The organism is Parvibaculum sedimenti, from assembly GCF_009184905.1.
GTDB lineage: Bacteria > Pseudomonadota > Alphaproteobacteria > Parvibaculales > Parvibaculaceae > Parvibaculum > Parvibaculum sedimenti.
Map to the genome: position 1 here is coordinate 1 of NZ_WESC01000011.1, position 16,051 is coordinate 16,051.

Genomic DNA, 16,051 nt, shown 5'->3' on the forward strand with positions numbered 1-16,051 from the left:
CAAACCTTCCCATCAGGAGGCCATCCAAGCCAACACACACGCCAGTCCCGCGTCAGCGGGTTCGTTCAATCCGCTTTTCTATTCTCTCTTTGATGAGGTGAAATTGTGGTTTCTTTTTATATTGAAGTTGAATTGCGGGCCGAAAATTTGAGTGCCTGTCTATTAATTCTATTGGTCCAAGGGCGATAAAACTATCTTGTCCCTGTAGATCGGTCCTGTTGACAACCAGAAGCTTTTTTCGGAGTTCTTCGTTTTTTGCGAAATATCCGAGTTCGGCATATGAGCCGGGGCTTTCAGGAAATAGAACTACGCAGTCAGAAACCTCGCCGATGATATCTTCGAATTCTGCAATATTGTGGAACGCGGGTTCAGGGTGGGTGATGTAATCTTTTTGAGCTACTTCTGCCAGAAATGTACGTAGATGAGGCAGCTCTTCGGTGGCGTAGCTGAGAAATCGTGGGCGCATGTCTTTGGCAGCGGAACCGCCGCATACAAACACGATATGGCTGTTCCGCTGAACAAACGTATTTCCGTTTGTGAATTGCTGAGCCACCCGCTTTAGCAATTCCTTACTACTGGTTTGCGTAAAGGGGTGGCTCATCTAGCCTCTTACTTCGAGCAAGCCGAACTTCCAAGGGAGTCCGGATCGAGCGACTAAGCCGATCCGGACTCCCTTGGAAGTTCGGCGGCGAATGTCGCGCAATTAAATTCAGCCTGGCTATACACCCGGCATTGAGTGAGCTTGATGGCGGATTAGTCAAGCAAACCCAGCTAAGAGACAATGCAAAGTTAGCGGTGATTCACGCGTTTAGCAACGTGGTGCATTCTGCATTGGCGACTCGCGCATGGCGGCTATAGTGGCCGCATGTTCGATACTCGTTTTGCACTTCTCTCCGTCGAGGAAATGGCGCGCTCCGATCGGTTGACGATCGAGGGTGGCAAGCCCGGCATTGAACTTATGGAAAATGCCGGGCGGCTGGTTGCCGAGGCGGTGGCAGCGCGGTTTCCGCGCGGGCCCGTCTCGGTTCTCTGCGGGCCGGGCAATAATGGTGGCGACGGCTTCATTGCGGCCCGGTTGCTGCGCGACTGGGGATGGGGCGTCACGCTCTTTCTGCTCGGCGAGCGCGAGCGGCTGACGGGCGACGCGGCCGAGGCTGCGCATCGCTGGGCGGGGCCGGTTCATCCGCTGACCGCCGACGCGGCGCAGGGCGCGAGTTTTGTCGTGGACGGGATTTTCGGCGCAGGGCTCTCGCGCGAGGTCGCCGGCGCCGTGGCCGAACTGATCGGCCGCGTCAACGAGGCGAAGCTGCCCGTGGCGGCGATCGACGTGCCGACCGGCCTCGACGGCGATACGGGCGAGGTGCGCGGAGCCGCTTTCGAGGCGAAGCTCACCGTGACCTTTTTCCGCAAGAAGCCGGGCCACATGGTTTTTCCGGGCCGCCGGCTTTGTGGTGAGCTGGTCGTGGGCGAGATCGGTACGGCGGAAGGTGTTCTCGATGAGATCAAGCCGACGACCTTCGAGAATGCGCCGGAGGTCTGGGCAGAGGCCTTTCCCCGGCCGAGCGTCGAAGGACACAAATATTCGCGCGGTCACGCCGTCGTGGTGTCGGGTGGGCCGTCCAGCACGGGCGCGGCGCGGCTCGGTGCGCGCGGGGCGCTGAGAGCGGGGGCGGGGCTCGTCACCGTCGCTTCGCCGCCCAATGCAGTGGCCATCAATGCGGCGCAGCTCACTTCCATCATGCTGAAGCCTTTCGCGGGGGCGGATTCGCTCACACGGCTGCTCGAAGACAAGCGCATGAATGCCTGCCTCATCGGGCCGGGCTGCGGCATCGGCCCCTCGACTCGCGAGAATGTGCTGGCGGCGCTTCTGTCGGGCGCATCCATGGTGCTTGACGCCGACGCTCTGACCTCCTTCATGGAAATTCCCCGCGACCTCTTCGTCGCCATCCAGGGCTATTTCGCGGGGCCTACCGTGCTGACCCCCCATGAGGGTGAGTTCCGGCGCCTCTTCCCGAACAATGTGGCAGGCGGCAGGCTCGCGCGTGCCCGGGCCGCGGCGGTGGAATCGGGCGCGGTGGTGGTGCTCAAGGGGCCGGATACGATCGTGGCTGCGCCGGACGGGCGGGCGGTGGTCAATGCCAATGCCGGGCCGGAACTGGCCACGGCGGGCAGTGGGGACGTGCTTGGGGGGATCATTCTTGGCCTCCTCGCGCAGGGCGTGCCCGCCTTCGAGGCGGCCTCCATGGGCGTCTGGCTCCACGGCGAGGCAGGGCGATGCTACGGCATGGGCCTTATTTCCGAGGACTTGCCCGAAATGCTGCCATCGGTCTATCGCGACCTCGTCCAGAAGCTTGGTTGAGGGACATCGCCGGGCCTTGACTTCTCCCTGAAGAAGCCGCTCTTTCGCTGGCGTTCCGGGGGTACCCTTGCTATAGAAGGCCCCGATTTGGACGTGGGCCTGCCTTCCGCGGCGTGCCTGCGCGGCCTTGCGGGCGTGGCGGAATTGGTAGACGCACCAGATTTAGGTTCTGGCGGGCAACCGTGGGGGTTCGAGTCCCTCCGCCCGCACCAGGCCGAAAAGCCAGCAATTACAATGGCCGGGACGATAAATAGGCCAAGCTGAAAGAACGGATTGCAAGATGCAGGTTACGGTAACGAGCGCGGACGGTCTGAAGCGCGAACTCTCGGTTCAGGTTCCGGCGAGCGATCTCGAGGCGCGTGTGAACGCGAAGCTCGATGAGATGAAGAATTCGGTCCGCCTCAAGGGCTTCCGCCCCGGCAAGGTTCCGGTTGCCCATCTTCGCAAGACCTTCGGCAAGCAGGTCATGAGCGAAGTCATTCAGGAGGCCGTCGGCACGACCAGCCAGCAGGCGCTTGATGAGCAGGCGCTGCGCCCGGCCCAGCAGCCCGAGATCAACCTTGAGGGCGAGATCGCCCCGGTGGTCGAAGGCAAGGCTGACCTCACCTACAAGATGACGTTCGAGATCATCCCGCCCTTCGAGATGACCGACTTCGCCAAGCTCGAGGTCGAGCGTCCGGTTGCCGAGGTGGCTGAGGGCGATGTCGAGGAAGCGCTGCAGCGCCTCGCCGAGAACCAGAAGAACTATGAGCCGAAGGCTGAAGGCGCAGCGGCGGAAGAGGGCGACCTCCTCACCATCGACTTCATCGGCCGTATCGACGGCGTCGCCTTCGAGGGCGGCACGGCGGCGGACGCCAAGCTTGAAATCGGCTCGGGCCGCTTCATCCCCGGCTTCGAAGACCAGCTCAAGGGTGCCAAGGCCGGCGACAAGCTCGAGGTGAAGGTGACCTTCCCGGCCGATTACGGCGCGGAGAACCTCGCCGGCAAGGATGCCGTGTTCGAAGTCACCGTGAAGGAAGTCCAGTGCCCGGCGGAAGCCAAGGTCGATGACGAGTTCGCCAAGCGCTTCGGTTTCGATGCGCTGGACAAGCTCCGCGATGCGATGCGCGAGCAGATCAAGTCGGACTTCACGCGCATGTCGCGCATGCACCTGAAGCGCGCCCTTCTCGATGCGCTGGACGCGGCCCACAGCTTCGAGCTGCCGCCGTCCATGGTCGAGCAGGAGTTCACCCAGATCTGGTCGCAGTTCGAGCATGAGCTGCAGCACCAGGGCAAGACGGCCGCCGATCTGGAAGAGCCGGAAGAGAAGATCCGCGACGAGTACCGCAAGATCGCCGAGCGCCGCGTGCGCCTCGGCCTCGTGCTCGCGGAAGTCGGCGAGAAGAACAAGATCTCCGTCACCGAGCAGGAACTGAGCCAGTCGCTCGCCGAGCGCGCCCGCCAGTTCCCCGGCCAGGAACGTCAGGTCTATGAGTTCTACCAGCGCAACCCGCAGGCGATTGCCGAGCTGCGCGCGCCGATCTTCGAAGAGAAGGTCATAGACTTCATCACCGAGCTGGCCAAGATCACCGACAAGACCGTGTCGCGCGACGAGCTCTTCGCCGATCCCGATGCGGATGAGCATGATCACGACCACGATCATGGTCACCACCACCACGATCATGACCATGATCATGACCACGGCCACGACCACAATCACGATCACGGCGAGGCGACGCCGGCCAAGAAGAAGGCCGCAGCCAAGCCCAAGGCAGAGGGCGAGGAGAAGAAGCCCGCCGCCAAGAAGGCAGCGCCCAAGAAGAAAAAGGAAGACTGAGCCGAGGCTCGGTTATCGGATGAAAGGCCCGGATCATCTCCGGGCCTTTTTCTTGGCCAGATCGTCCTTGTTCAGCGTTTTGGCGAGCCGCTGGAGGGGGCGGGAGAGGGCACTCCCGGATTGTGACGAAACGGTGGCGGAGACCCTGGCGCCACAGAGCGAAAAAACTTTAGGCACGCTGCAAAAAACTATTGCACGGACTCGGTGATGTCCCTATGTGTGCGCCCACATGACGCACACGCACGTGCCGCTGGCCCTTAGTTGGTTTATGCAACGACGGAAGCGTCCTTTTTGATCACACCGGCATTGCCGGGTCTTAAAGGGTGTTGACGATGTTCGCTTCCGAGCCGGGCCGCCGTGCCCGTTCGCGCCTCTCCACGAAATCCGAAATTGTGACCAAGCCGATCGGCGAGGCTTCGCATGCCGCGACGAAGCCGGCGCCCCGCCGCAAGGCGAAGCTCGCGCTCGTTCCCCGCGATGCCGAAATGCCGGCAGAGCGCGGCGGCATGCCGCCCAAGATCGCGCGCTTCCTCGAGACGGCCGAGCTTCCCTCGCCGTGCCTCGTGGTCGATGTCGACATTGTCGCGCATAACTGGACGGAGCTTGCCCGCTCGCTTCCGCAGGCGCGCATCTTCTATGCCGTGAAGGCGAACCCGGCGAACGAGATCGTCTCGCGGCTGGCGCGCCTCGGCTCCTGCTTCGACACGGCCAGCATGGGTGAGATCGATCTCTGCTTGCGCCACCGCGTCTCGCCGGACCGCATCTCTTTCGGCAACACCATCAAGAAGGAACGCGACATCGCGTCCGCCTTCGCGAAGGGCGTGCGCCTATACGCCTTCGACTCGGAAGCGGAACTCGAGAAGATCGCCCGTTCGGCGCCCGGCTCGAAGGTTTATTGCCGTGTACTGATGGAATGCGAAGGCGCCGAATGGCCGCTGTCGCGCAAGTTCGGTTGCGAGCCCGAGATGGCCGCCGACCTGCTGGTGCGTGCCCGCGAACTGGGCCTCGACGCCTATGGTGTATCCTTCCATGTTGGCTCGCAGCAGACGGACCTGACCCAGTACGACAAGGCGCTGGTGCAGGCCTCCGCGCTCTTCGATGCGCTGGCCGAACGCGGCATCGAACTCAAACTCGTCAACATGGGTGGCGGTTTCCCGTCGCGCTACCGCACCGACGTGCCGTCGATCGAGGCCTATGGCGCTGCGATCCGTGAGGCTCTGGCCCGCCGCTTCGGCGACCGGCAGCCCGACGTGATCGTCGAGCCGGGCCGCGGCATCGTGGGCGATGCTGGCGTCATCCAGTCGGAAGTCGTGCTCGTCTCGGAGAAGGGCGGCAATGACCAGCGACGATGGGTGTATCTCGACGTGGGCAAGTTCCACGGTCTCGCCGAGACGATGGACGAGGCGATCAAGTACCGGCTCCTCACGCCGCATGACGGTGGCGAGACGGCGCCGGTGGTTCTCGCCGGCCCCACCTGCGACAGCGCCGATATCCTTTACGAGAAGGCGGATTACCGTCTTCCGACGGCGCTGAAGGCCGGCGACAAGGTCTGCATCCTCGCCACGGGCGCCTATACGACGACCTATTCGGCCGTCGCGTTCAACGGTTTCCCGCCGCTCGCCAGCATCTGCATCTGAGCGACGGGCCTCATCACAGCAATCGGACTTGAGGGGCAGGGCGCGCGGAAAGCCGCGCCGCCCGCCCGGATGGAGTCGTCCATGAATATCGTCGTCGAAACTTCCGCCCATGAGGCGGCAGTGGAAAAGATGGTCGCCGAGGCTTTCGGCCCCGATCGCTTCGCGAAGACGGTTTACCGGCTGCGCGACGGCGTGGCGCCGATCCCGTCGCTTTCGCTCGTCATGCTCGACGGTGAGGAAGTGGTCGGCACGCTGCGCTTCTGGCCAATCTCGATCGGCGGCACGACGCCCGCGCTTCTGCTCGGGCCGCTCGTCGCGGCCATCGACCGGCAGGGGCAGGGCATCGGCAGCCGTTTGATGGAAGAAGGGCTCGCCCGCGCCGAGGCCGACGGACACCAGATTGTCGTGCTGGTGGGCGATGAGCCTTATTACGCCCGCTTCGGCTTCACCGGGGCGCTCGCCCGGCGGCTGAAACTGCCTGGCTGGGTGGACCGCAAGCGCTTCCTCGCGCGGGAACTGGTCGCGGGCGCCATGAGGGGCGTCGGCGGCATGATCGGCCGCCCCGACGAGACGGCCGCAGGGCTTATAGCTGCCTGATATCGCAGCCTCCGCCCCGGTGGCCCAACGGCCCCGGTGTGGCGGAGCTGCCGAGTGTGCGCGGGGAATGGGCCGAAATCCTTCCCCGCGCACCTCTTGTCCCACCTTTGCGGGGGGTGAAATGCGGAGAGGCTCGCCTTATATGGGCTCTACGCTATTATGAATGCACCAGCCATTTACCGAATCCCGTTATGCCCTTATGAGCAATATGGCGGTGACATACCCCCGCCGGCGAAGGCGATGACGTGGCTTCGACCGGTCCGCTGACCTTCAGGAGAGAGAATGAGAGATCCCCTCGATACCTACATGAATCTCGTGCCGATGGTGGTCGAGCAGACCAACAGGGGTGAGCGCGCTTACGATATCTTTTCGCGCCTGCTGAAAGAGCGCATCGTCTTCATCGCCGGTCCATTCGAAGACGGCATGGCGACACTGGTGACGGCGCAGCTTCTCTTCCTCGAAGCCGAGAACCCGAAAAAAGAAATCTGGATGTACATCAACTCGCCCGGCGGCATCGTGACGTCCGGCCTCGCGATTTACGACACCATCCAGCATATCCGTCCGCCGGTTGCGACGGTCTGCCTCGGTCAGGCAGCGTCGATGGGCTCGCTCATCCTTGCCGCCGGCGCGAAGGACATGCGCTATGCGCTGCCTCATTCGCGCATCATGGTTCACCAGCCTTCTGGCGGTTTCCAGGGTCAGGCGACGGATATCGAAATCCACGCCCGCGAAACTCTTGCGATCCGCGAGAAGCTGAACAACATCTATGTGAAGCACACGGGCCGGAGCCTGAAGGAAGTTCAGGACGCGCTGGAACGCGACAATTTCATGAGCCCCGAACGGGCCCAGGAGTTCGGCATCGTCGACCATGTCGGCGTACCGCGCAGCGACGAAGCTCCAAAATAACACCGAAGCGGAGCGGGCCGGGCGTTACGGGTCTTTTTGCCGCAACGCCTGGCTCATTCGGCGTCTTATATAGATAGCTGAAAATAGCCACTAACTGCCTGTTTCGTGGGCAGTTTGGGGCTTTTGCGTCCTGCAAATTGTAATGAAATCTTGATCCCTCGGCGAATAACATGTTCGTATGTCGACGAGGTGACGGGTCCAGTATCCGTTTGAGTCTCTCAAACGTAATGAGAGACAAGGGTTTAATGATCCGGCACCGCCGGCAGGCATGAACGATGCAGGGATCGCGGCGATCCGGTTCGACTGCCGGCAGAAGCCTAAGGAGTTCCTATGAGCAAGGTGAGCGGCGGCGACTCCAAGAATACGCTTTACTGTTCCTTCTGCGGCAAGAGCCAGCATGAGGTCCGGAAGCTTATTGCGGGGCCGACCGTTTTTATCTGCGATGAGTGTGTCGAGCTGTGCATGGACATCATTCGCGAGGAAAACAAATCCTCGCTCGTGAAGTCGCGTGACGGCGTTCCCACGCCGCAGGAGATCTGCAAGGTTCTCGACGACTATGTGATCGGGCAGTCCCACGCCAAGCGTGTGCTGGCTGTGGCGGTGCATAACCACTACAAGCGCCTGAACCACGCGGCGAAGAACAACGACGTCGAACTGGCCAAGTCCAACATCCTGCTCATCGGCCCGACCGGTTGCGGCAAGACGCTGCTCGCGCAGACGCTTGCCCGCATTCTCGACGTGCCCTTCACGATGGCCGACGCGACCACGCTCACCGAAGCCGGCTATGTCGGCGAGGACGTCGAAAACATCATTCTGAAGCTGCTCCAGTCCGCCGACTACAACGTCGAACGGGCGCAGCGCGGCATTGTCTATATCGACGAGGTCGACAAGATCAGCCGCAAGTCCGACAATCCGTCGATCACCCGCGACGTGTCGGGCGAAGGTGTGCAGCAGGCGCTTCTGAAGATTATGGAAGGCACGGTTGCCTCCGTTCCGCCGCAGGGCGGGCGCAAGCATCCGCAGCAGGAATTCCTCCAGGTCGACACGACGAACATCCTCTTCATCTGTGGCGGCGCTTTCGCCGGGCTGGAGAAGATCATCGCCGGGCGCGGCAAGGGGCAGGGAATCGGTTTCGGTGCGACGGTGCGTTCGGTCGAAGACCGCCGGACGGGCGACGTGCTGAAGGAACTCGAACCCGAGGATCTGCTGAAGTTCGGCCTGATCCCGGAATTCGTGGGCCGCATGCCCGTGCTCGCAACGCTTGAGGATCTCGACGAAGCGGCGCTCATGCAGATCCTGATCGAGCCGAAGAACGCGCTCGTGAAGCAGTATGAGCGGCTCTTCGAGATGGAGAATGTGAAGCTCACCTTCTCCGACGAAGCGCTGCGCTCGATCTCCCGCAAGGCTATCGAGCGCAAGACGGGCGCCCGCGGTCTTCGCTCCATCATGGAATCGATCCTGCTTGACACGATGTTCGAACTGCCGACGCTGGAAGGCGTGGGCGAGGTCGTCATCAGTGCCGAAGTGGTCGAGGGCAAGGCGCGTCCGCTCTACATCTATGCCGAGCGCAAGGGGGACGTTGGGACAAGCGCCTGACCGCTTCGTTCCGTTGCGTGACCCATGTGAACAGCCGATTTGGAGCCGTTCAAAAAGCGAATTGGGGTGGCCTTGAAAGCTGATGCTTTCAGGGCCATTTTCCTTTCAACAAGGCCAATTCCGGCCGCGCCAGGTGGCGCCGGGACCAGGCCTTCCAGTGAAACCGGTCAAGGCTCCGCTGCAGCGATTGCAGGCGCTTCAAACCCGAATCTGGTTATCTTGGACATGGTCCCGTCGCTCAGCATTCGTTCAGTTTCGAATGCTAGGGTCGAGCGTCGCCACGGGCGTTTTCTGAAAGCAGGTACCGCGAATGACCGATAAGAACGAGCAGACAACCGAGACCGGAGAGCAGGGCGGAAAGCTTGTGCTGCCGGTGTTGCCGCTGCGCGATATCGTTGTCTTCCCGCATATGATCGTGCCGCTCTTCGTCGGACGCGAGAAGTCCGTGCGCGCGCTCGAGAATGTCATGCAGGATGACAAGCAGATTCTGCTCGTCGCGCAGAAGAACGCCGCCGACGACAATCCGGAGATCGCCGACATCTACGACGTGGGCACCATCGGCTCCGTGTTGCAGCTTCTGAAGCTGCCGGACGGGACGGTGAAGGTTCTCGTCGAAGGCGTCCGGCGCGCCCGCGTTTCGGACTACACCGACAACGACCAGTTCTTCGAAGCCAATGTCGAACCCATCGAAGAGGCCGAGACCGATGGCGAGCAGCTTGAAGCGCTGTCGCGCTCCGTCGTGTCGCAGTTCGAAGGCTATGTGAAGCTCAACAAGAAGGTGCCGCCCGAGGTGCTCGGTTCGGTCACCCAGATCGACGAGCCTGCAAAGCTTGCCGACACTATTGCGAGCCACATCAACATCAAGATCGCCGAGAAGCAGGAGCTTCTCGAGCTGCCGTCGGTCGCCGATCGGCTGGAGCGCGTCTACTCGCTGATGGAAGGCGAGATCAGCGTGCTGCAGGCGGAGAAGCGCATCCGCTCGCGCGTGAAGCGCCAGATGGAGAAGACGCAGCGCGAGTACTATCTGAACGAGCAGCTCAAGGCCATTCAGAAGGAACTCGGCGACGGCGAGGACGGCAAGGACGACCTGCGCGAACTCGACGAACGCATCCAGAAGACGAAGCTGTCCAAGGATGCGCGCGAGAAGGCGCTGGCCGAGCTGAAGAAGCTGAAGCAGATGAGCCCGATGTCGGCGGAAGCCACCGTCGTGCGCAACTATCTCGACTGGCTGCTCTCGGTTCCGTGGAACAAGAAGAGCCGCGTCAAGAAGGACCTCGTCAACGCGCAGGAGATCCTCGATGCCGATCACTTCGGTCTCGACAAGGTCAAGGAGCGCATCGTCGAGTACCTTGCCGTGCAAAGCCGTGCGAACAAGCTGAAGGGGCCGATCCTCTGCCTCGTCGGCCCGCCCGGCGTCGGCAAGACCTCGCTCGGCAAGTCGATCGCCAAGGCGACGGGCCGCGACTTCGTGCGTATGTCGCTGGGCGGCGTTCGCGACGAGGCCGAGATCCGCGGTCACCGCCGCACCTATATCGGTTCGATGCCCGGCAAGGTCATCCAGTCGATGAAAAAGGTGAAGCACACGAACCCGCTCTTCCTGCTCGACGAGATCGACAAGATGGGCGCGGACTTCCGTGGCGATCCTTCGGCGGCGCTACTCGAGGTGCTCGATCCCGAGCAGAACAACGCCTTTGCGGACCACTATCTTGAAGTCGATTACGACCTTTCGGATGTGATGTTCGTGACGACGGCGAATACGCTGAACATCCCCGGGCCGCTGATGGATCGTATGGAGATCATCCGCATCGCCGGCTACACCGAGGATGAGAAGGTGGAAATCGCGCGGCGTCACCTGATCTCCAAGGCTCTCGAAGGCCATGGACTCAGGAGCGGCGAATGGTCGATCGACGATGCGGCGCTGCGTCAGCTCATCCGCGTCTACACGCGGGAGGCAGGCGTGCGCAGCCTTGAGCGGGAGATCAACAATCTTGCCCGCAAGGCGGTGAAGGAGATCCTGACTTCGGACAAGAAGTCGATCGCCGTCACGCTCGACAACATTGAGCAGTATGCCGGTGTGCCGAAGTATCGCTATGGCGAGGCGGAAGGCGAAGATCAGGTCGGCGTGGTTACGGGGCTTGCCTGGACTGAAGTCGGCGGCGAATTGCTGACGATCGAAGGCGTCATGATGCCCGGAAAGGGCCGCATGACGGTCACGGGCAACCTGCGCGACGTGATGAAGGAATCGATCTCCGCCGCGAACTCCTATGTTCGCTCGCGGGCGACGCATTTCGGCATCGAGCCGCCCATGTTCGAACGCAAGGACATCCATGTGCATGTGCCGGAAGGCGCGACGCCCAAGGACGGTCCGTCGGCCGGCGTCGCCATGACGACGGCGATCGTCTCGGTCATGACCGGCATTCCTGTTCGTAAGGACGTGGCGATGACGGGTGAGATCACGCTGCGCGGTCGGGTTCTTCCGATCGGCGGGCTGAAGGAGAAACTCCTGGCGGCGCTCCGCGGCGGCATCAAGAAGGTGCTGATCCCGCAGGACAATGCCAAGGATCTGGCCGACATCCCGGATAACGTGAAGAACGCGCTTGAAATCGTGCCGGTTTCAACCGCCGACGAGGTGCTGAAGAACGCGCTCACGCGTATACCGGAGCCCATCGAGTGGGACGAGGCGGCCTATGCCGCCCAGCAGGCGGCAGAGCGGCGTGGCGAGGCCAGCGAGCCGGTCGTGGCGCACTGACCTGCTCCGTAAAGGAGCAATGCAAATCGAGCGGGGGCCTTCGGGCCCCCGTTTTCGTATGGCGCAGGTCGAAAATATCGCAGATTTCCGCAGTTTTTACTTTGACCCCGTCTTTGGACGGCGGGTAAAGTCGCGAATATCGCGCCGGAGCATTTCCGCGCGATCGCATCCAAAGGGGCCTGACGTGAATAAGAACGATCTCATTGCAGAAGTGGCGGACCGGACCGGTCTCTCCAGGGCCGATGCGACCAAGGCCGTCGATTACGTTTTCGACACGATTACGGACGCGCTGAAAAAGGGCGACGAAGTGCGCCTGGTCGGATTCGGTACCTTCACCGTGTCGGCTCGCGCCGCCACCGAGGGCCGCAACCCGCGCACCGGCGAAACGATCAAGATCCCGGCCTCCAAGCAGCCGAAGTTCAAGGCGGGCAAGGGTCTCAAGGACGCCGTGAACAGCTGATCGGCATCCGCCGACGAAGCTCTAGCGAGTTTCGAGGCCGGTCATCCCCAAAAGGGGTGGCCGGCCTCTTTCATTTCGTGCTGCTCAATCGGCCTTGCGCGAGTCGAGCTCCGGTGGCACGGGCTTCGTCGACGGGAAGGTCATTGCGGTGAACCCGCCGCGCCGGGATGCGCCGCGCGAGGCGGTGGCCATGCGAATCATCGTGAACGCCGCGAAGATGATGTGGATCGCAGCGGCGAACATGAAGATGAAGGACATGCCCCAGCGCTCCGTGCCCATGGAAGCTGCGTAGGGCCCCACGACCGCGCCGATCGCGTAGGCGAGCAACAGCGCACTCGAAATGCCGACAAAACTTTCCTTGCCTGCGTGGTCGTTGGTATGCGCGACGCAGACCGAATAGAGCGTCAGCGCAAAGCAGCCGAACATGAATCCGGCAAGCAGCAGCATCCATTCGACGCCGATTCCCCGCGCCGCGATGAGCCCTGCCTCCGCAACGGCGGAGCCCAGGCTGAGCGTCAGGATGATTCGCCGCCGGTCCATCTTGTCGGAGTATCGGCCGATGGGGAGCTGCGCCACCGCTCCGCCGAGAATCGCTGCCGTCATGAAGAACGACACACCCTCGACATCGAGGCCGCTGTCATGCGCGAAGACTGGCCCGAGGGTCCAGAAGGGCGCATTGGTGAGCCCGACGACCAGGCAGCCGAGGAGGCCTACTGGCGACAGCCGGAAAACGGCGCCAATGTCGATGCGCGTCGAGGCAATGGGCGCGGGCTGGTCCGACGTCGTCATGGAGATCGGCACGAGCGCCAGCGAAGTGAGAATCGAGCAGAGGGCGAAAAGCGTGAATTCCGCGGGACTGGCCATGTTGAGCATCAACTGGCCGAGGGTCAGCGAGGCGAAATTGACGACGAGATAGACCGCGAACAAGCGGCCTCTCGTTGCGTTGGTGGCGCGCTCGTTGATCCAGCTTTCGATGACCATGTAGAGGCCCGCGAAACAGAAGCCCGTCAGGCCGCGCATAAGGGCCCAGGCGACGGGATTGACCGTCAGCGCGTGAACCAGTGGCGCAACGGCTGCAAGTGCGCCCAGGGCCGCGAAACTGCGAATATGGCCCGCCCGGCGCACGAGGAAGGGCCCGAGCACACAGCCCGCCATGAAGCCCGCGAAATAGACGCTGCCGATGAAGCCGACCGTCGTGGTGGCGAAGTGCTCGATATTGGCCCGGATGGGAATCAGGGTACCCAGCAGCCCGTTTCCGATCAGCAGAATCGAGGTTGCAAGAAGCAATGAGAAGACGGGGGCGATGGTCCGGTTCAATTTTGCACCAGGGGGCGTTATGGCGCCCTGATTTGCGGGCGGGAGTGTCCCTCAACAATCGTGCCTCGCTGGCCGGAAAGCAATGTGCCGGAATGGCTATCGCGCGGCAGGGATTGAAATGCTTCTAGCCATCCGATAGGACTGCGCACGAGCCGGACAGGGCGGTTAGCTCAGTTGGTAGAGCGCCTCGTTTACACCGAGGATGTCGGGAGTTCGAGTCTCTCACCGCCCACCGGCTTCTCTCCCCGTTTTCAATGACTTGGCGCCAAGCCCCGCCTATGCGGAGATGGCTTGCGGGCGAGTCGCGGGCGCAACGGGCCGCTTGGCTCGTGCTCAGCTATCTAGCCTCGGTCGGGACAGGCTTACACATGCGCGACCCGTCGCCCACTCGGCGCTGCTCGGGGCTACCTGCTTCCGGTCCTTTCAGAATGGACCAACCGGCAATTCCCGGCATCTTGTTTCGATATTCAGATGGCGGAATATGGGGCGATTATTTTAACGCTCTGGGAAATGCGGCAGTGTAAAGCGGACAAGCATCCTACCAGCTCTGCCCGATCGGCTCGATTCATTGATGTGATATTGCGGCGATTGTTAAGTGGCCGGGGTTTTCCGTGAACGATAATCAAATAACTTACATCACGACGTGCAAGGGACGGCTGCATCATCTCAAACAATCATTGCCCGTTGTCGCCAGTCAGCCGAACCTGAAAGTAATCGTGGTCGATTACGATTGTCCGGATCGCGCGGGGGATTGGGTAACGGCCAACTTTCCGTCTGTCGAAGTCGTTAAGGTATCGAACGCGCCGTTTTTTCAATTGTCGCATGCGCGCAATGTTGGCGCGCGCGCGGCGACAACACGGTGGCTGGCTTTTTTCGATGCCGACGTGGTTCTGGGGGATGGCTTCTTCTCCCGAATTTCCAGAACTCTGTCACCCGGCGCATTCTTCCTTGCCAGGTCGGAGATGCCGAATTTGTGGGGATCGGTCATCGTCGAACGCGAGGTATTCCTGAAAGCCGGCGGATATGACGAGGCGATCACTCATTGGGGCGGGGAGGACATCGCTCTCTATAGCGACCTGTCTTTTCTTGGTTATGCCCTCAGGACCTATGACGCCCCTGACATGAGGGCCATTGAACATGGCGATGACGAGCGGGTGAAATTTGGATCGGAGAAGGATCTCTCACGCGCCAAGCAATTGTCGCATGTCTATGAAGTGGTGAGGGTGGATCTGACGAAGTTCCTGGGTCGCCTGCTCAACAAGCAAGAGCGTAATGTGCTTCGTGCCCGCATTACGCAGGCATTGAATCTTCTGGAGAAGAACAAGAGCGCCAGCGAAAATGTCATACTCGAACTGCCGAGCGTCACCTGGAAACGGCCGACTCTGGGCAGCAAAACGCCGATCATTCAGAGGGCCATATCCTACAAAATTGAGATACCAAGATAAGCCGTATACAAATGAAACGCATTTCATTGAGCGAGCGTCCTGGGGCGTTCCGGCTTCAAATATAGTTCAGAATTTTTGTCACGCTCATTTCCAGGGCATCTCGTGAGAGTTCAATCAGCTTCTGTCGCTGTGCGACGGAGGGACGAATGCTCTCTCCACGAGAGGAAATTGCGTCGCGTAAGACATTCAATAAACGCGGGCCGACATCGTTCGAGACCTGAATTGTATCGATCCCGACTTTCGTGTTTAGCCGCGTGACCTTGGCGCCGCCTTCGATCTGGTCGACGGAAATGACGGGAAGGCGATGAAATACCGAGAGTAGGGTCGCGTGCATTCTGGTTGTCACCAGAATTTGGCGGCTCTGCAGCTCCATCTCGGCGCAATAGATGTTCGGGCGCGCTGGGTAGATCAGCGTATTGAGCCCGATCGACGGCAGCCGAAGCTCTGACTTTAGCTTTTCAATCGTTGCCGCGACAGCGTCGCTCTTGTCGGAGGCGAAATACTCAGCCTGCGGGCCGACCAGGCACACGCCGAGGCCGGGCGCCTGGTGGCGTTGGTCGACATACAAATGGGGCCAGCCGACATCGGCAACCGCCAGGTCGAAAGTCGAATAAGCCGCGCTGTCGCGGGGAACCACCGCGTCGAAGAGCCTCTCCGTCCCCAGTCGCTCGATCACGCTGACGCCGACGGCTATCTTCTTGGCCTTTTCGAACCTGTTGCAGAGCGTGCCGATAAATTTGGCCAGCGGGCCGCAGACGAAGACCAGGCAATCGACCGCGTCGGGCGGAACCGCCCTTATGTCCACGCGCAGAGGGTCCAGTTCGAAGAGGTTCCCTCCCCAGGCAATGCGCGGCCTGAGCCCTTGCTGAACAAGGCGCGTCGCGACGTTGTAGAGCGCCATCACGTCGCCGACCGTGGTGTGCCTGTATTGAAAATCCATGGAACCGGCGAAGGTCAGAAGTATTCTCGGCTCAGCCATGAAGAGCGTTCATCTGCAAATCTGAATTGAAAATGGGCGGTCCGAAGAGGCGGTTGGTAATGTGGGCCGCGTAATTACATGGTTCGGCGATATAGAGGCAGGGTATCCCCGACCCTGCTTCCTCCCAACTCGTTTTGGGTTCAGAAATCTGTTCGTTTTGAACCTAGGCGAGGGGGCCGCCGGCAGGCCC

Annotated in this window: 12 protein-coding genes and 2 tRNA genes; 11 read left to right on the plus strand and 3 right to left on the minus strand. The window is 61.4% G+C overall.

The window, feature by feature from the left end; all coding sequences use genetic code 11:
- Positions 1-52: 52 nt before the first annotated feature.
- Positions 53-601, minus strand: a complete 549-nt coding sequence (locus F2P47_RS12555) for a retron St85 family effector protein (protein WP_152216722.1) — start codon at positions 599-601, stop codon at positions 53-55.
- Positions 602-865: 264 nt separating this feature from the next.
- Here F2P47_RS12555 and F2P47_RS12560 point away from each other — a divergent pair, with 264 nt between their 5' ends.
- From F2P47_RS12560 to F2P47_RS12600, 9 genes are all read left to right on the plus strand, one after another.
- A complete protein-coding gene (locus F2P47_RS12560; RefSeq protein ID WP_204886681.1) occupies positions 866-2,359 on the plus strand; it encodes an NAD(P)H-hydrate dehydratase in 1,494 nt (497 codons plus the stop codon).
- Positions 2,360-2,488: 129 nt separating this feature from the next.
- Positions 2,489-2,571, plus strand: a tRNA-Leu gene (locus F2P47_RS12565).
- A 68-nt stretch (positions 2,572-2,639) separates the two neighbouring features.
- Positions 2,640-4,175 (plus strand): trigger factor, encoded by a 1,536-nt coding sequence (gene tig, locus F2P47_RS12570; RefSeq protein WP_152216723.1) that lies wholly within the window; start codon positions 2,640-2,642, stop codon positions 4,173-4,175.
- 506 nt (positions 4,176-4,681) lie between these two features.
- Positions 4,682-5,812, plus strand: coding sequence for a type III PLP-dependent enzyme (locus tag F2P47_RS12575; protein ID WP_152216819.1), 1,131 nt, complete (start codon positions 4,682-4,684; stop codon positions 5,810-5,812).
- 81 nt (positions 5,813-5,893) lie between these two features.
- Positions 5,894-6,409: a GNAT family N-acetyltransferase gene (locus F2P47_RS12580; RefSeq protein ID WP_246176878.1), complete on the plus strand. Its 516-nt coding sequence runs from the start codon at positions 5,894-5,896 to the stop codon at positions 6,407-6,409.
- Positions 6,410-6,691: 282 nt separating this feature from the next.
- On the plus strand, positions 6,692-7,315 hold the full coding sequence (locus F2P47_RS12585; protein WP_152216725.1) for an ATP-dependent Clp protease proteolytic subunit: 624 nt from the start codon (positions 6,692-6,694) through the stop codon (positions 7,313-7,315).
- 330 nt (positions 7,316-7,645) lie between these two features.
- A complete protein-coding gene (gene clpX / locus F2P47_RS12590; protein WP_152216726.1) occupies positions 7,646-8,911 on the plus strand; it encodes an ATP-dependent Clp protease ATP-binding subunit ClpX in 1,266 nt (421 codons plus the stop codon).
- Positions 8,912-9,221: 310 nt separating this feature from the next.
- Positions 9,222-11,660 carry an endopeptidase La gene (gene lon, locus F2P47_RS12595; RefSeq protein WP_152216727.1) on the plus strand — a complete coding sequence of 813 codons (2,439 nt, stop codon included), beginning with the start codon at positions 9,222-9,224 and terminating at the stop codon, positions 11,658-11,660.
- A gap of 58 nt (positions 11,661-11,718) precedes the next feature.
- Positions 11,719-12,120, plus strand: coding sequence for an HU family DNA-binding protein (locus F2P47_RS12600; protein WP_422561872.1), 402 nt, complete (start codon positions 11,719-11,721; stop codon positions 12,118-12,120).
- An 84-nt stretch (positions 12,121-12,204) separates the two neighbouring features.
- Here the strand turns inward: F2P47_RS12600 and F2P47_RS12605 are convergent, their stop codons facing one another.
- The gene (locus F2P47_RS12605) at positions 12,205-13,437 is read right to left on the minus strand and encodes an MFS transporter (RefSeq protein ID WP_152216729.1); all 1,233 of its coding nucleotides are present in this window, start codon (positions 13,435-13,437) and stop codon (positions 12,205-12,207) included.
- 159 nt (positions 13,438-13,596) lie between these two features.
- On the opposite strand from F2P47_RS12605, the gene F2P47_RS12610 reads away from it, so the two are divergent.
- Positions 13,597-13,669, plus strand: a tRNA-Val gene (locus F2P47_RS12610).
- Between the two features lie 379 nt (positions 13,670-14,048).
- Complete coding sequence (locus tag F2P47_RS12615; protein WP_152216730.1) at positions 14,049-14,882, plus strand: glycosyltransferase family 2 protein; 834 nt, start codon at positions 14,049-14,051, stop codon at positions 14,880-14,882.
- A 55-nt stretch (positions 14,883-14,937) separates the two neighbouring features.
- Here F2P47_RS12615 and F2P47_RS12620 read toward each other — a convergent pair whose 3' ends face one another.
- Positions 14,938-15,861 carry a hypothetical protein gene (locus F2P47_RS12620; RefSeq protein WP_152216731.1) on the minus strand — a complete coding sequence of 308 codons (924 nt, stop codon included), beginning with the start codon at positions 15,859-15,861 and terminating at the stop codon, positions 14,938-14,940.
- Between the last annotated feature and the right edge of the window lie 190 nt (positions 15,862-16,051).

Bases quoted from the DNA above. Each gene is read 5' to 3' on its own strand.
- F2P47_RS12555 (WP_152216722.1), bottom strand. From the start codon at position 601: ATGAGCCACCCCTTTACGCAAACCAGTAGTAAGGAATTGCTAAAGCGG.
- F2P47_RS12560 (WP_204886681.1), top strand. From the start codon at position 866: ATGTTCGATACTCGTTTTGCACTTCTCTCCGTCGAGGAAATGGCGCGC.
- tig (WP_152216723.1), top strand. From the start codon at position 2,640: ATGCAGGTTACGGTAACGAGCGCGGACGGTCTGAAGCGCGAACTCTCG.
- F2P47_RS12575 (WP_152216819.1), top strand. From the start codon at position 4,682: ATGCCGCCCAAGATCGCGCGCTTCCTCGAGACGGCCGAGCTTCCCTCG.
- F2P47_RS12580 (WP_246176878.1), top strand. From the start codon at position 5,894: ATGAATATCGTCGTCGAAACTTCCGCCCATGAGGCGGCAGTGGAAAAG.
- F2P47_RS12585 (WP_152216725.1), top strand. From the start codon at position 6,692: ATGAGAGATCCCCTCGATACCTACATGAATCTCGTGCCGATGGTGGTC.
- clpX (WP_152216726.1), top strand. From the start codon at position 7,646: ATGAGCAAGGTGAGCGGCGGCGACTCCAAGAATACGCTTTACTGTTCC.
- lon (WP_152216727.1), top strand. From the start codon at position 9,222: ATGACCGATAAGAACGAGCAGACAACCGAGACCGGAGAGCAGGGCGGA.
- F2P47_RS12600 (WP_422561872.1), top strand. From the start codon at position 11,719: ATGGCGCAGGTCGAAAATATCGCAGATTTCCGCAGTTTTTACTTTGAC.
- F2P47_RS12620 (WP_152216731.1), bottom strand. From the start codon at position 15,861: ATGGCTGAGCCGAGAATACTTCTGACCTTCGCCGGTTCCATGGATTTT.